Annotated in this window: 11 protein-coding genes; 8 read left to right on the plus strand and 3 right to left on the minus strand. The window is 61.2% G+C overall.

Features of this window, described 5'->3' with window-relative positions:
- Positions 1-143: 143 nt before the first annotated feature.
- Together ACM6I7_RS04805 and ACM6I7_RS04810 are read right to left on the minus strand one after the other, a co-directional pair.
- Positions 144-5,627 (minus strand): AAA family ATPase, encoded by a 5,484-nt coding sequence (locus ACM6I7_RS04805; RefSeq protein WP_414888061.1) that lies wholly within the window; start codon positions 5,625-5,627, stop codon positions 144-146.
- A gap of 48 nt (positions 5,628-5,675) precedes the next feature.
- Complete coding sequence (locus ACM6I7_RS04810; RefSeq protein ID WP_414888062.1) at positions 5,676-6,347, minus strand: response regulator transcription factor; 672 nt, start codon at positions 6,345-6,347, stop codon at positions 5,676-5,678.
- 198 nt (positions 6,348-6,545) lie between these two features.
- Here ACM6I7_RS04810 and ACM6I7_RS04815 point away from each other — a divergent pair, with 198 nt between their 5' ends.
- From ACM6I7_RS04815 to ACM6I7_RS04840, 6 genes are all read left to right on the plus strand, one after another.
- The gene (locus ACM6I7_RS04815; RefSeq protein WP_027613800.1) at positions 6,546-7,565 is read left to right on the plus strand and encodes a GlxA family transcriptional regulator; all 1,020 of its coding nucleotides are present in this window, start codon (positions 6,546-6,548) and stop codon (positions 7,563-7,565) included.
- 129 nt (positions 7,566-7,694) lie between these two features.
- On the plus strand, positions 7,695-8,066 hold the full coding sequence (locus ACM6I7_RS04820; protein ID WP_049827937.1) for a response regulator transcription factor: 372 nt from the start codon (positions 7,695-7,697) through the stop codon (positions 8,064-8,066).
- Positions 8,067-8,375: 309 nt separating this feature from the next.
- On the plus strand, positions 8,376-9,578 hold the full coding sequence (locus ACM6I7_RS04825; protein ID WP_414888063.1) for an NAD(P)/FAD-dependent oxidoreductase: 1,203 nt from the start codon (positions 8,376-8,378) through the stop codon (positions 9,576-9,578).
- Positions 9,579-9,619: 41 nt separating this feature from the next.
- Entirely contained in the window at positions 9,620-10,549 is a 930-nt protein-coding gene (locus ACM6I7_RS04830; RefSeq protein ID WP_097089958.1) for an MBL fold metallo-hydrolase, read from the plus strand.
- Between the two features lie 215 nt (positions 10,550-10,764).
- Positions 10,765-10,926 carry a hypothetical protein gene (locus ACM6I7_RS04835; protein WP_190953386.1) on the plus strand — a complete coding sequence of 54 codons (162 nt, stop codon included), beginning with the start codon at positions 10,765-10,767 and terminating at the stop codon, positions 10,924-10,926.
- Positions 10,927-11,285: 359 nt separating this feature from the next.
- The gene (locus ACM6I7_RS04840) at positions 11,286-11,648 is read left to right on the plus strand and encodes a DUF6124 family protein (protein WP_414888064.1); all 363 of its coding nucleotides are present in this window, start codon (positions 11,286-11,288) and stop codon (positions 11,646-11,648) included.
- Between the two features lie 137 nt (positions 11,649-11,785).
- Here ACM6I7_RS04840 and ACM6I7_RS04845 read toward each other — a convergent pair whose 3' ends face one another.
- A complete protein-coding gene (locus ACM6I7_RS04845; RefSeq protein WP_096796887.1) occupies positions 11,786-12,532 on the minus strand; it encodes an SDR family oxidoreductase in 747 nt (248 codons plus the stop codon).
- A 134-nt stretch (positions 12,533-12,666) separates the two neighbouring features.
- On the opposite strand from ACM6I7_RS04845, the gene ACM6I7_RS04850 reads away from it, so the two are divergent.
- Both ACM6I7_RS04850 and ACM6I7_RS04855 read left to right on the plus strand, forming a co-directional pair.
- Positions 12,667-13,554, plus strand: coding sequence for a LysR family transcriptional regulator (locus ACM6I7_RS04850; RefSeq protein ID WP_177409056.1), 888 nt, complete (start codon positions 12,667-12,669; stop codon positions 13,552-13,554).
- A 157-nt stretch (positions 13,555-13,711) separates the two neighbouring features.
- A complete protein-coding gene (locus tag ACM6I7_RS04855) occupies positions 13,712-14,680 on the plus strand; it encodes an AraC family transcriptional regulator (protein WP_414888065.1) in 969 nt (322 codons plus the stop codon).
- The last annotated feature ends 176 nt before the right edge of the window (positions 14,681-14,856 follow it).

The following is a 14,856-nucleotide window of genomic DNA, read 5'->3' on the forward strand; positions in this document are numbered from 1 at the left end:
AGCAAGCCCGCTCCCACAGGTTTTGCGTCCGCCACACTATTCGCGAACACCGCCCCCCCCTGTGGGAGCGAGCTTGCTCGCGAAGAGGCCAGCCCAGTCAACAAAGATCCCGAGACGACCGTCACCTGCCTCCCCGGCTATGACTACTGGAGAGTTGCGGCGCTCTTGCACGCAGCCAGCGTAAATAACACTCGCGCACCCAACGGCAAATTGGCCTCCGCCCACAAGCGTCCACCATGGGCTTCGATGATGCTGCGGCAAATCGACAGGCCCATGCCCAGACCGGCCGATTTGGTGGTGTAGAACGCGGTGAACACTTCCTCCGCACGCTCGCAGGCGAATCCCGGCCCGGAGTCGCTAACCATGATCCGAACGTCATCTGCAACGGATTCGCTGGTAATCAGCAGTCTGCGCTCGCCCGCCTCCATCACCTCCATTGCTTCCAGGGCATTGATGATCAGGTTGAGCAGGACCTGCTGCAATTCGACCCGGTCGGCCAATACCGCAGGCAAATCGCTGGCCAATTGTTTGCTCACCACGGCCCCGCATCGCGCCGCCTCACCGCGCGTGAATCCGACCATTTCACCCACGACCGCGTTGAGGTTCAGCGCCTGGCGTTGCGGTGGCGTCTTGCGGATCAGTGCGCGGATGCGTCCGAGCACCTCGGCTGCGCGGTTGCCATCGTTGATGATACGTCTGAGGCCCTGCTTGACCTCGTCGATGTTCGCCGGTTGCGCACCGAGCCAGCGCAACGCGGCGTTGGCATTGGTCACGGTGGCGGCGATCGGCTGGTTGACTTCGTGGGCGATGGACGCCGCCAACTGGCCCATGGTCGCCACGCGATTGGCGTGGGACAGTTCCGCCTGGACCTGGCGATATCGGCGTTCGCTCTCGCGCACTTGTTCTTCAGCCTGTTTACGTTCGCTCAGGTCGAGGACAAACGCCACTCCCTGCTGCTGACTGGCTTCGAACGCGGCCAGACCGACGATCACCGGCAGGCGGCTGCCGTCCTTGCGGATGTATTCCTTTTCGAACGGCTGGGCACGCCCGGTGCGGATCGCGGTCACCAGCGCAACTTCACTTTCCGCGCGCGATGGCGGCGGGGTCATGTCCCGCCAGTGCACCTTGCGCGAGAGCAAATCTTCGCGTTCGTAACCGACCATGCGCAGAAACGCGTCGTTGGCTTCAATAATCTCCCCTTCAATATTCCAGACGATGATGCCGATGATGTTGGCGTCGACCAGTCGACGAATCTTCGCCTCACGCTCGGCGACGTCGCGATACAGCCGCGCGTTGTCCAGCGAGATCGCCGCCTGTGAAGCCACCAGTCGCAGCACGGCAAAACGCGCCGGGCTGAATACACCGGCAGACAGGTTGTTTTCCAGGTACAGCGCCCCGGCAATCCGCCCCTGATTCATCAATGGCAGGCACAGGATCGAACGCGCGCCGCGCTGATGAATGTACAGGTCAGCGGCGAAGGCCGGATCGGTGACGGCGTCGTCCAGGCACAGACTTTCGCCGGTGCGCAGGGTCTGATAGAGCACCGACTCGGCCAACGCTGTGGTGCTCACCGGCTCATTGCACAATTGCGTGCTGTCGTCGCCGACGCTGGTGCGTGCAGCGATATAGGGCGTCTCACCGTCAGTCAAAATCAGCAGGCCGTGCTCGGCGCCGGCCTGCTCGATGGCGGTGCGCATGACCATTTCGATCAGTCGATCCAGGACAATTTCGCCTGAAACGGCTTGGGACACCTTGAGCACCGTGGCCAGATCCAGATGCTCGACCGGGGTGATGATGGTCGCGGTCGGGCTGGGTGACGCCTCTTCATTGCGCAAATAGCGGTGGCATCGCTCCAGATGTCGCACCTTACCCTCGGCGCCCCAACGCCGATAACCGTAGCGCGCGTCCTGCATGTACAGGTGGGCGATCTTGTCCAGACCACGGGCGCTGTAGAAGTGCGCGGCGAGTTCGTTGGCCAAGGCTTCGACATGCACAAAACCGCTGTCCTGGGCCAGTTGAATCGCCTGCTCGTACAACGACTGTGCTTCGATCAACTGCCCTGCAACCCGAGCGATTTCAGCAGCGACCAGCGCCGTCTGACTGGCAAAAGTCTGCGCAGACTGTTGCGCCCAGACTTGCAGTTGATCGAGATGTTCACTCAGGCGTTGCCGTTGATCAGGGTCTGACTCGGCGGCAGCGGCCAGAGTCAAGGCGGCGTAAAAGTGATATTCGGCCTCTTCAAAAAACGAGGAAATCACCCACAACAGCGCCTGTGCCTGCGCTGCGCAGACGGCCGCCGCCGGATAATCCCCGGCCAGATAGCGCGCCTGCAGTTTGCGCACCCAATATTTGCCGCGAGCCAGTGCCAGATCCGGGGCAGCAAGGTTCGTCTCAAAACTTGCCTCGTCAAAGTGCTCGTCGTTGAAACAGCCAAACTGCGGCGTCTGCCCGCGCAGCATGCGAATCAGCGCGCGTTGGCAACTGATGAAGCTCACCACCAGACCGAAGCGAATCTTCTGCGCATAGGCCAGCCCCGTCTCGGCCTGATCCTGCACTTGCGCCAGCGGCTCGCCAATAAACAACAGATCGGAAATCAGGCTGTTGCCAGCATAGGCCGCATAAGGCAAATCGCCGATGCGGTTGCCGGCGCTGAGTGCTCGGCGCAGCAATTCGCGGCACTCACGCACCGGTCGCATCCAGCGCACCACAAAAATCGAGAAGCACAGGTAGGTACGCGCTTCGTATCGCGTCAGTCCACGGCGGTCGACCAGATCGCAGCCCAAACGGCCAAAGCGGTAACCGGCGGCATAGTCGCCGAAGCGCGGGCCGGCGACTCGCATCACGTTGGCGTAGAGCATGCAGGAGGCATCGCAGTTGCCGTGTTGCAGACTCAGACTGACGGCCTTGCAGATGGTCAGGCAGGCCAGATTGGCATCCGACTGCAACGCCGGTGCGAAGAGTTTGCTCAACGCATCCAGCGTGACCAGCGCGGCCGGGTCTTCCATCAGTGGCAGGTCGATCAACTGCTCAATGCTGCGCTCACCCAGTTGCGTCCAGATCTGTTCGTACTCGAAACGCACTTGCTGATCGTCCGGATGCGCCGTCCAGTCGATGCCAACCTGACGCAAATACGCCAGGCACACGCTAACTGCGCGATCACTGCGATCGAGCAGCAAGTAGACATCCATCTGCAAACAGGTGACTGCCGCCCGTTCCACGGTGGTTATGGCGCGCTCGGCCAGCGCGGTCAAACGCGCCTCGGCCAGCGGCAGTTGCCCGGTGAGGAACTCGCACTCGGCGCGGTTCAGCGCCAGGGCAAACCCCAGTTCATGGCGACTGTCAGCGTCCTGCTCGCCGAGCATCGCCGCGCCCGCGCCCAGGTAAGTCAGCGCTGACGTGTAAGCGGTCGACGCCTTGGCGCGCTGGCCGGCGAGCAGGTTGAATTCGGCCAACTGTTCGCGTTCGGCGCGGGCGCTGATCAGGCTGGCGCCGCGATTGAGTTGACCGACGATTTCGAAGATTGCCTCTTCGCGCCCTTCGCGCTGCGTTTGCAAAGCGAGCAACCGGCCGATGCGCAGATGGCGTTGCGCGCGTTCGACGTCAGCGATCAGCGAGTACGCGGCCTCGTGAATGCGGTCATGGGCGAAGGCACAGGTGCCTTCGTGCAACTCGATCAGTTCCTGACGCACCGCCGGCCACAGCACCGCGCGTACGCGCACCGTCGACAGGTCGAGCACGGTCGCCAACGTGTCGATCCGCGCCACGTTGCCCAGGCAGGCCAGTTGTTGCAGCGCCTGACGAGTGTCCAGCGGCAGGCGCGCCAGTTTGCCGAGCATCAGATCGACTACGTTATCGGTGTAGCCCTTGGCGTTGATGAGTGACAGATCCCAGCGCCAGCGGCTGAACTGATGGTCGTAAACCAGCAACTGCTCCTCGAACAGGGCGTGCAGAAACTGGATGACGAAAAAGGGATTGCCATAGGTCTTGTCCAGCACCAGCCGCGCCAATGCAACGATGCTTGCGGGAGGACAGCGCAGGGACTCGGCAATCAGTTGCTCGATGTGCACACCGGCGAGCGACGCCAGGCGGATCTCATCGATGTGCACGCCGGCAGTGCGCATGGCCTGGAGCTTGCCATTGAGCGGGTGATCGGCATCGACCTCGTTATCGCGGTAAGCCCCCACCAGCAACAAGTGCCCAAGGTCCGAGCGAGTCAGCAGGTCTTCCAGCAGATCGAGCGTCGCCGCATCCAGCCATTGCAGGTCATCAAGGAACAGCGCCAGCGGGTGCTCGGGCCGGGCGAACACGCCTATGAAACGTTGCAACACCGCCATGAAACGCTGCTGCGCTTGCTGCGGCTCAAGATCCGGCACCGGTGGCGGTTCGCCAATGATCAGTTTGAGTTCCGGGATCAGCTCGGTCATCAGCCGCGCGTTCGGTGAAAGTGCCTGCAACAACGCCGCTCGCCAGTCAGCGAGCACCTCACGCCGCTTGCCCAACAACGTGCGCACCAGTCCCTGAAAAGCCTGAACCAGCGTCGCATAGGGAATGTCGCGCTGGTATTGATCGAACTTGCCGGCAGCGAACAACCCCCGCGACGGCACCAATACCTTGTGCAATTCACTGACCACCGAGGACTTGCCGATGCCCGAATAACCCGACACCAGCACCAGCCTCGGCGAAGAAGTCTTTACCACGTGGGCAAAGGCGTCGACCAGCGTTTGCACTTCGCGCTCACGCCCGTAGAGCTTCTCCGGGATCAACAAGCGGTCGATCGCGCCCTGCTCGTTCAGCGTGAACACCTGGATCTGCCGGGTCCGCCGCCACTCGTCCAGACAACGGCGCAGATCATGTTCGACGCCGGCGGCCGTTTGATAGCGCGCTTCGGCCGTCTTGGCGAGCAGCTTCATCACCACACGCGAGAGCATCACCGGTACCGTGGCGACCCGTTCACACGCAGGCATCGGCAGCCGTGCGATGTGGCAATGCACCCACTCCATAGGGTCATTGGCGCTGAACGGCAACGAGCCGGTGAGCATCTGATACAAGGTCACGCCGAAGGCATACAAATCGCTGCGTGAGTCGATCGAGCGATTCATTCGCCCGGTCTGTTCGGGCGCCATGTAGGCCAGCGTGCCGGCGATGGTTTCCGGCGGCGCAGGCGCCTGACGTTCGCGCGGCAGACGCGAGGCCAGACCGAAGCCAGTCAGACGAGCCTGCCCGTCGTGGCAATTGACCAGAATATGCTGCGGCTTGAGATCCTTGTGCACCAGCCCGCACTGATGCACATGGCCGAGCGCGACGGCGATGTTGATCGCGTGCAACAGGCAGGTTTCCGTGTCCAGCGGTGCGACCAGCAAGCGTGACAGCGGCTCGCCGCCGGGGTCGTCGAACACCAGGCGCGTTGTCCCGCCGGCACGCTCCAGGGTTTGCGGCGACAACGCCCATTGATCGCCGAGATAATCCCTGAGGCTGTATTCGTGTGCCAATCGGTCGAGAGTTGCAGGCAACGGCTGATCAAGGGTCGGGCGCATCACCAGCACACTGGGACTGCCCTCACCCTTACCGCGCCCACGGGAAAACACCCGCTCGCCGTCGTTCCACAAAATCTGCTGTTTGCTGGCCATCCGAGTCGACACCGTGAAAGGAGTTTGTGCCACGCGATGAAATTCAGCTCACCTTGTCCGCCGCGCCGGTTCGATGCCCAACGCCTCGGCGATACGCACCAGATCGGCCACCGAACGTGCAGCGAGTTTCCTCATGACCTGGCCGCGATGGACTTTAACCGTCACTTCGCTGAGGTTGAGTTGAGCGGCAATCTGCTTGTTCATCAGCCCGCTGATGACGAAACCGAGCACCTCGCGCTCACGCACCGTCAGTGTCTCGTAGGCCAGGCGCAGGGCTGCGCCGGATTGTTCGGCGATCAGTCGCGCACTGTCACGGGCCAACGCGCTGGCCACGGCGTCGAGCATGTCCTGATCACGAAAAGGCTTGGCCAGAAAATCCACCGCCCCGGCCTTCATCGCCTTGACTGTCATGGCAATGTCGCCGTGGCCGGTCATAAACACCACGGGAATGCGCAGACCGTTTTTCTCCATCTGTTCCTGAACGATCAAGCCGCTTTCGCCGCGCAAACGCACATCGAGCACCAAGCAGCCGGGGGCATCACGTCTGGCCGACGTGAGGAAGTCCCGGGAGGTTTCGAACGTCTGCACCTGCAGCCCGATCGAGCGCAGCAAACCGTCGAGGGCCTGACGCATGGACGCGTCGTCGTCGACCACATAAACCACCGGCTCCCCCAACGCGGGCGGTGTTGTGCTGGGGCTGGAATGCGACCACAGGGTCATCGTGAGTCCTCGGCGAGATCGCAACGCGTGCGATGTGCAGGTGAATAAATCTAGTCCATGATGGCGAACGCAGCCAGAGGCCAGCCAAACGGTCGCGCAACAGGCTAGCAGCCGTAACGCATTGCCGACAGGCCAGAAACCCCTGAAAATCGGCCACGCCGCCGCCCCTCTGCCACCGTTTGAACAGGCCCGATTTCCATGTCCAGCGTTTCTCTGCAAACCCTCACCCGGCCCAAATCCGAGCCGCGCGACGTGGTGTTTATTGCCTATCCGCGAATGAGTCTGCTCGACCTCAGTGGCGCGCAAACCGTGTTCTGGGCGGCGAGCAAAGCCTTGGCCGAACGCGGCCAACCCGGTTATCAACTGCACACCGCCAGCCTTGAAGGCGGCCTGGTCAACACCATCGAAGGCCTGGCCGTGGACACCCGGGCGCTGCGCCAGCTCGACATGGCCGCGCTGGACACCCTGGTCGTGCCCGGCGCGCCCGATATTTGCCAGACCCTCGACGATCACGCCGGACTCACCGCGTGGCTACGGCATGAAAGCCAGGCCGCGCGACGTGTGGTTTCGGTGTGCAGCGGCGCCTTTCTGCTGGCTCAGGCCGGTTTGCTCGACGGTCGCCGCGCCGCCACGCACTGGGCCATGTGCGACACGTTGCGCGAGCGCTTTGCGGCGGTCGAGGTGGATGCCGATGCGATCTTCATTCAACAGGGCGCGGTCTGGACATCGGCCGGGGTCACGGCAGGAATCGATCTGTCTCTGGCGCTGGTCGAGGCAGATTGTGGCCGTGAAGTGGCGTTGCAGGTAGCCCGCGAATTGGTGGTGTACCTCAAGCGTCCCGGTGGTCAGGCGCAATACAGCACCTTGCTGCAATCGCAGATACACGGCAGCCCGCAGTTCGATTCGCTGCACCTGTGGCTGATGGATCACTCAAGCGATCCGAAACTGACGGTGGAACGCCTCGCCGAACAGGCCAAAATGAGCCTGCGCAATTTCACCCGGGTCTACAAACAGAGCACCGGTCACACGCCCTCCAGGGCCATCGAGCTGTTTCGCCTCGAAGCAGCCAGGCGTTTGCTGGAGACCTCGACGCACAACATCGACCAAGTCGCGCGTCTCAGTGGCTTCGGCGACGAAGAGCGTTTGCGCACCTGCTTCCAGCGTCATCTGTCGATTTCACCGCGTGACTATCGCAGCCGCTTCAGCCGCGAAGGCTGACGCCGTCAGCACTGACTGGCAAAGGGGCTGGCCGCGCTATACCTAGGTATAGTTTTGCGCCGCTGCCGACGGCGTATGGTGCAAGAACGACAGGAGTCGCCATGCGTGCCCATCCGGCCAGGGAGCCCTATGCAGCATAAAGTTGTCATTGCCGTGGTTGACGACGACGAGGCCATTCGCCGTGCGCTGGAAAGCCTGTTGCGCGCCAGTGATTATCAAGTGCTTGGCTATTCGGGAGGTCAGGCTTTCCTTGAGTCGGAAGGTCCGGCGCAGACGCACTGTCTGATTTCCGATATCCAGATGCCAGGCATGAATGGCCTCCAATTGCACGAAACGTTATGCGCACAAGGCTGGCGCATTCCGGTGATTTTTGTCACCGCCCGTCCCGATGAAATGAAGAATTCCCCCCCCGGCGTCATCGCCTGCCTGACCAAACCCTTCCGCGCCGAAGACCTGCTCAGGCACATTGACATCGCCCTGCACCGTACACCTCCCCTGTAGGAGCTGCCGAAGGCTGCGATCTTTTGACTTTGATCTTTAAAAACAAGATCAAAAGATCGCAGCCCTCGGCTGCTCCTACAGTTTGGCGTACCTGCCCGATACCTTCGTATAACCCCCTTCGACCCATGCGTAACCCGCACACACCGATGGACAACTGCGCCCGCAGCCCCCCCGCCATAGCATTGCTTTCGACAGCGGGCGATTAAGCACCATGCAGTACGGCAAGCAGTTTGCGGCGGCCGGTGATCGTCACGCCAGAGTCGCAATCACGACTCGGTTTATCCATCCATCTGCTTCAGGGAGCACATTATGAAACAGCAATTATTGGTGATCGGTGCAGGGTTCGGCGGGCTGTGGAGCACGTTGAGCGCCGCGCGCTTGCTGGATATGCATGACCGCCACGATGTGCAGATCACACTGCTCGCCCCGCAAGCCGAACTGCGCATTCGTCCGCGCTTCTACGAGCCTGATGTTCAGAGCATGTACGCGCCGCTGGATGCGCTGCTCGATGCCGTGGGTGTGCGCTTCGTCAAAGGCACTGCCGAAAGCGTCGACAGCCAGGCGCGGCGTGTCGGTTATCGCGATGAGGCCGGCCGTCCCGGTGAACTGACCTACGATCGCCTGGTGCTGGCCAGCGGCAGCCAACTGGCCCGTCCGCCGGTACCTGGCCTGAAAGAACATGCGTTCGACGTCGACCAGATCGAATCGTCGGCCCGCCTCGAACGCCACCTCCACTCGCTGGCCAAGCAACCCGTCAGCGCCGCGCGCAACACCGTGGTGATCGCCGGTGGGGGCTTCACCGGTATCGAAACCGCGACCGAAATGCCCAGCCGTCTGCGTGCCATTCTTGGTACGGAGCAAGACGTTCGGGTGATCATCGTTGATCGCAGCAAAGACATCGCCGCAACCATGGGCGACGGTATTCGTCCGTCCATCATCGAGGCGTCAAAAGACCTGGGCATCGAATGGATCGTCGACGCGACAGTCGCCGCCGTGGATGCCAACGGCGTCACACTCGCTGACGGTCGCCACATCGAAAGCAACACCGTGATCTGGACCGTGGGTTTCCGCGCCAGCCCGCTGACCGAACAACTCGACGCCGTGCGCGATGGCCAAGGGCGTCTGCACGTCGATGGCAACCTCAAAGTACAAGGCCTCGATCACGTATTCGCGGCCGGCGATGTCGCCCGCGCCGCCACCGACGACGTCGGCAACTTCTCGGTCATGTCCTGCCAGCACGCCATCAGCCTCGGTCGGCATGCCGGCAACAACGCCGTCGCCGATCTGCTCGGCGTAGCGCCAACCACTTACCGTCAGCCCAAGTACGTGACCTGCCTGGACCTGGGTGCCTGGGGCGCGGTGTACACCGAAGGTTGGGATCGCCAACTGAAACTGGTGCGAGCCGAAGCCAAGGAACTGAAGACGCAAATCAACAGCGTGTGGATCTACCCGCCAGCCGCTGACCGGCGCACCGCCCTCGCCGCTGCCGACCCGATGATCCCGGTGGCCTGATCGCCCCCCGGATTACCTTGCCTGATAAAAAGGAGAACACCATGACCTTGCCTCTGGATTCCTTCACCGCCAACAACGCAACCCTGCAAACCCCGACCGAAGAACTGGTGCCGTCGCGCTATGCACTGCGCCTCGGTGACATCGATGTCATGGTCATCAGCGACGGCGTGCTGCCGCTGCCGACCCAGACCATGTCGACCAACGCCGATCCCGCCGACCGCGCCGCGTGGTTCAAAGAGATGTACCTGGGCCCCGACGCGTTCGACTGGGCACTCAATGTGCTGGTGGTGCGCAGCGGCGAGCAGGTCATCCTCGTCGACGCCGGCCTCGGCGGCCAGTTCCCCGGCTTCCCGCGCGCCGGGCAGTTTCCCAAACGCCTCGCGGCGGCCGGGATCGACCTCGCGGATGTCACCGATATCGTGATCACCCACATGCACATGGACCACATCGGCGGCCTGCTCGTCGATGCGGTGAAAACCCGTCTGCGCGACGATGTGCGTATCCACGTCACCGCCACCGAAGTCGACTTCTGGACCTCGCCGGACTTCACCTATACCGACATGCCCGCGCCGGTCCCGGACGTCTTGCGCTCCACCGCCAACGCGTTCATCGACCAGTACCAGAGCAAGCTGCGGATCTTCGAAGACCAATACCAAGTGGCGCCGGGCGTGGTCGCCAGGCTCACCGGCGGCCACACCCCGGGTCATTGCGTGATCTACGTGACGTCCGGCGCCGAACGCCTTACCTTTGCCGGCGACGCCCTGTTCCCGGTAGCCTTCGACCACCCGGACTGGCACAACGGCTTCGAGCACGACCCCGAAGAAGCGGTGCGCGTGCGCGTACGGCTGCTGCAGGAAGCCGCCGCCAGCGGCGAACTGTTTGTCGCCACGCACCTGCCCTTCCCTTCGGTTGGCCGTGTCTCCGTCAACGGCGAAGCATTCCGCTGGATTCCGGCAATCTGGGATTACTGATCGCGATGGCCCAAAGCATCTTCGCCCGGCGTCCGCCGAGCGAAGATGCGCTCCCCTCACTCCAGCCCAAGCCCCGCACGCCCCAGCGAATTCAAACTCTCCACAGCAAAACGCTCCACCCACGACCGCTCATAATCCTCACGCGAAAAATCATCCGGCGAAGCCCCCTGCTCAAACGCTCTGAACACATCCCGCGCATAAGCAGCGAGGCCCCCATGCAAACCCCGAGACAACGCGCCGCCGAAGTCAGTGTCGTCAACGAACAACACATCACCGTGCTCGAAGCCATCACCATCAGCGTCCTGGCCGGCGCAACCGAACGCGAATACATGAGACAACTGCTCGCCGAGGGCGACCCTGGCAACGGCGCGCGATGAAGCGTTTAAACAGTGTTGTTTATACGACACCCGGTGTTACGCCCCCGAGGCTACAACGCCTTGCGCCATTGCCTACGACTACGCCAGAATCCGCCGGCTTGTGCGCCCAGGGTGCGGGTTCTATCGTGGGTCGGTCGCTGAAAAGCAGCGATCGGGTTTGGTAGCCCGGTTTCACACATGGCGCAAAACGTCACCTTACGCAGATGCCTTCTGGCGCCTGTGTTTTATGGTGGCCATGCGCAGGGCGCTTTCGAGCGCGCCGGTTTTCCATGTGTCCGGTCTACCAACCTTCGTAATGGCCACCACCCTCGTTTGGTAGCGAATGTGATGGTTCCCTTAGCCACATATGGAGCGTCACTATGTTCAAAGTCACACCAAACCCGCCCGAAACCGAAACGGTCTCCCCCTACGAATCCCCCGATTCCCGAAAACTCAGCGAAGCCGCCGAACGCGCCCTCGATCACTACCTGAATCCCGCCAGCCAAATCATGGCCACGCCCTACACACCCAACGCCATGTTCCTCGCCAACCCCAAAATCGCCACCGAGGAACTGCTGGCGAACGCCAGTGAATCGCTGGGTTCGGCGACGGTGATGTTGGGGGATGTGGCTGCGCTGGTAGAGGGGCCGATTCGCGAGACGCTGCTGGGCATTGCGCAGGTGGTGATGCTGGGGGAATTGGCGGTGAATCAGGCGTTGGATAATGTTGTGCCGATGCAGTAACTCGTAAGGCCTCTGTGGCCGCTAGCTAGCTGGTGCCACGGAGGGTATTGCCTAATGGACATCAACACTGTCATTTCGACAACTCCCGCTTCCGGGCAGGAAGCGGGATGTACAGACTCGAAGACGCGCCTATTTCGTTAAAGCGCGCGACCACCATCAACAATAATTTCCGTTCCCACCGTCCAGCGAGACTCGTCCGACGCGAGGTACAGCACCGCCTTGGCTACTTCTTCAGGCGTGCCAAAACGGCCAAATGGGATAGTCGCGACAATCTCCTTATTGACCTGCTCGCGGTAGGCATCGGGTATACCCGCCTTGTCGTACAGCGGCGTGTCGATCGGACCAGGGCTGACCGCATTGACTCGAACACCACGCGGTAGAAGCTCGCCAGAGAGCGTTTTCGACATATTCAGGAAGGCAGCCTTGGTTGCGGCGTAAACGGATGAGTTCGCGGCGCCCAGATGTGCACTGATCGAGGTGTTAAGAACCACCGACGCAGGGTTAGAGAAAGTCGGCAGCAGTGCTTGCAGAAGGAAGTAAGGGCCTTTGACATTGATGTCGAAGGAGCGATCAAACATCTCCTCGTTCCAGTCTTCGATTGGCCTCCAGACGGATACGCCAGCATTGAGGAAGGCAACGTCCAACTGCCCGTAATGAGACTGAACGGCCTGCGCCAGCTCCTTCTGGGCTGCGACGCTAGCTGAGTCGGCGCGCAACACCAGGACTTCGCTACCTAAAATTGCTTGAGCATTTGCCATGGACTCAGGATTGACACCGGTGACGATCACACGTGCGCCTTCGGCGAGAAATTGCTTGGCAGTTTCCAGACCGATGCCGCTTGTACCGCCAGTGATCAGGGTACGCTTGCCTTGTAAACGGGACATCTGAATTTCCTCTCTTTTTGGGCCGCCAAATGGACGACTGGCCCTCTGAGAGCAACTATGTATTCATGCCAGCGCACTGATAAGATGGGCAAATAGAATAGATCTCATGCGAAATCCGCATGAATTGGGGTGTGATGGACCGGTTGTTACTGATGAGCTGTTTTGTGCGCGCTGTCGAGACAGGCAGTTTTTCTGCTGCGGGGCGTGATCTGGGACTAGGGCAACCGAGCGTCAGTCGTTACGTCGCTGCGCTTGAAGACCATTTGCAAACCAGGCTGCTTCACCGATCCACACGAAAGCTGATGCTCACGCCCGAGGGTGAACGGTACTACGCAGATGCGCGGCGTATCCTGGACTCAGTGGAACAGTCCGAGTCCTCACTGAGAGGAAACGTAGCGCCGTCCGGGTTGCTGCGCGTCGCTTGCCCGACCGCATTGGCTCACACGTTCATCGTACCGCACGTCGCGAGTTTTCTAAGCCGCTACCCCGAACTGTCGCTCGATCTTCAAATCAATGATCGCTACGTCAATTTGGTCGACGAGGGGGTAGAACTCGCGATTCGTATCGGTCACCTGGAGGACAGTGCAATGCGAGCCCGGCCACTGGCTTGGTTCGAGCGTGTGTGCGTTGCCAGCCGTGCGTATTTGGAAAAACGTGGCACTCCCTCTTCGCCTGATGACCTGAAGAAACACGACTGCCTCATTTATACCCTCCTGTCCACTGGAACCAACTGGCGGTTCAGGGATACGGATGTCCCGATCTCCGGACGACTGCGTGTCAACTCGCCTGAGGCGATCCGTGAGTACGTCAATGCAGGGTTGGGCATCGCGCAGGGGCCGCAATGGCTTTATGAGGAAGGGCTGAGAAGTGGCAATCTTCAATTGCTGCTTAACGAATACGTGGCGCCTCCGGTGCCGATCCAGATTGTCTACCTTGCGAATCGGCTGCTGCCTCAGCGAGCCATCGTTTTCATGGATTTCATGGCGGATATTTTTGCTGAATTCCATGAGCGCCCTGAATAGTTTTTTAGACCACGGCCAAGTTGCGAACGAAGCAGCATCAGCATGCGGCCCCTCCCTCGACTCAATTCCCGTCACAGACCTGTCACCCCAAGCTGCTAACCTCCCCGGCGACTAGCAATCCCCCTATCCAAGAGCCCCAACCGAAGGTGCCCTCAAGGTGTCCCCAAACCCCCGCCAAAAAATCATCCTCCGCTCCGAAAACCTCCACTGCGAAGACTTCGGCGCCCTCTTCTCCCGGCTCTTCGGCAATCGCTACGCCGACACCCCGCCGATCCCCTCCAACATCATCATCGGCGGCGTCTACGGCAGACACGATGGCGTCAGTTTCCGGCGCATGCATTACCACGGCGATTTCACCGTGACCTTCCCCGACCCGCAGGACGAGATAACTTTTGTGATTCCCACGGCGGGCAAGATTGTGTTCAACCACCGCACCGAGTCCGTCGGTGTGGCGCAGGTGGGGTTGGCGATTGATAAGGCGGATATCCGTTCGATGCGGTTTCTCGACAATCATGCGCAGCACGGGATTTCGGTGAATCGGGGGCAACTGACTGAGCGGTTGGCGGCGTTGTTGGGGCGGCCGATTGTGCAGAAGATTGTGTTTGAGCCGGTGGTGGATCTGCACACGTCGGCGTTCCAGGGGATCAAGGCGTTGATTGATCTGGCGACGGGGACGGAGTTTGATCTGTTGCTCAACAGCGGGACGCTGATGCCGTCGCGGTTGCGTGAGATGTTGATTGATGCGGTGCTGGAGGCGTGGCCGCACAATTTTACCGAGGCGTTGCGCCAGCCCGCGCCGAGGGTGGCGCCGCGGCATGTGAAGTTGGCGGTGGAGTTTATTCAGGCGCATCCCGAACAGTTGGTGAGTGGGGTTGAGTTGGCGCGGTTGAGCAATGTCAGTCAGCGCGCGTTGCAAGATGGGTTTCGGCGGTTTGTCGGGACGTCGATTGTGGCGTATCAGCGGCAGGTGCGGCTGGAGCGGGCTTTCGAGGCACTGGGCCAGCGGCATTCGGTGTCGGTGACGGAGGTGGCGTTGCGTTTTGGCTTCAGTAATGTCGGGCGGTTTTGTCAGTATTTTCAGCAGGCGTATGGGGTGAGTCCGGCGCAGTTGAGGGGGCGGGGTTGATTGGTTTATCGGCGGGAATGCTGGTGGGTCAGTTGATGGTGATGTTGGCTGACATGACGCCTTCGCGAGCAAGCCCGCTCCCACAGGGTTAGTTGGTGGACTCAAGATTGCGGCTGGTCGGTGCCGTGGGGTTATGTGCTGGGCTCAGGGTTGGCGACTGGCCGGGATCCAAATGT

The sequence above is a fragment of the Pseudomonas sp. IT-93MI4 genome, from assembly GCF_949767635.1.
Classification (GTDB): Bacteria; Pseudomonadota; Gammaproteobacteria; order Pseudomonadales; family Pseudomonadaceae; genus Aquipseudomonas; species Aquipseudomonas putida_A.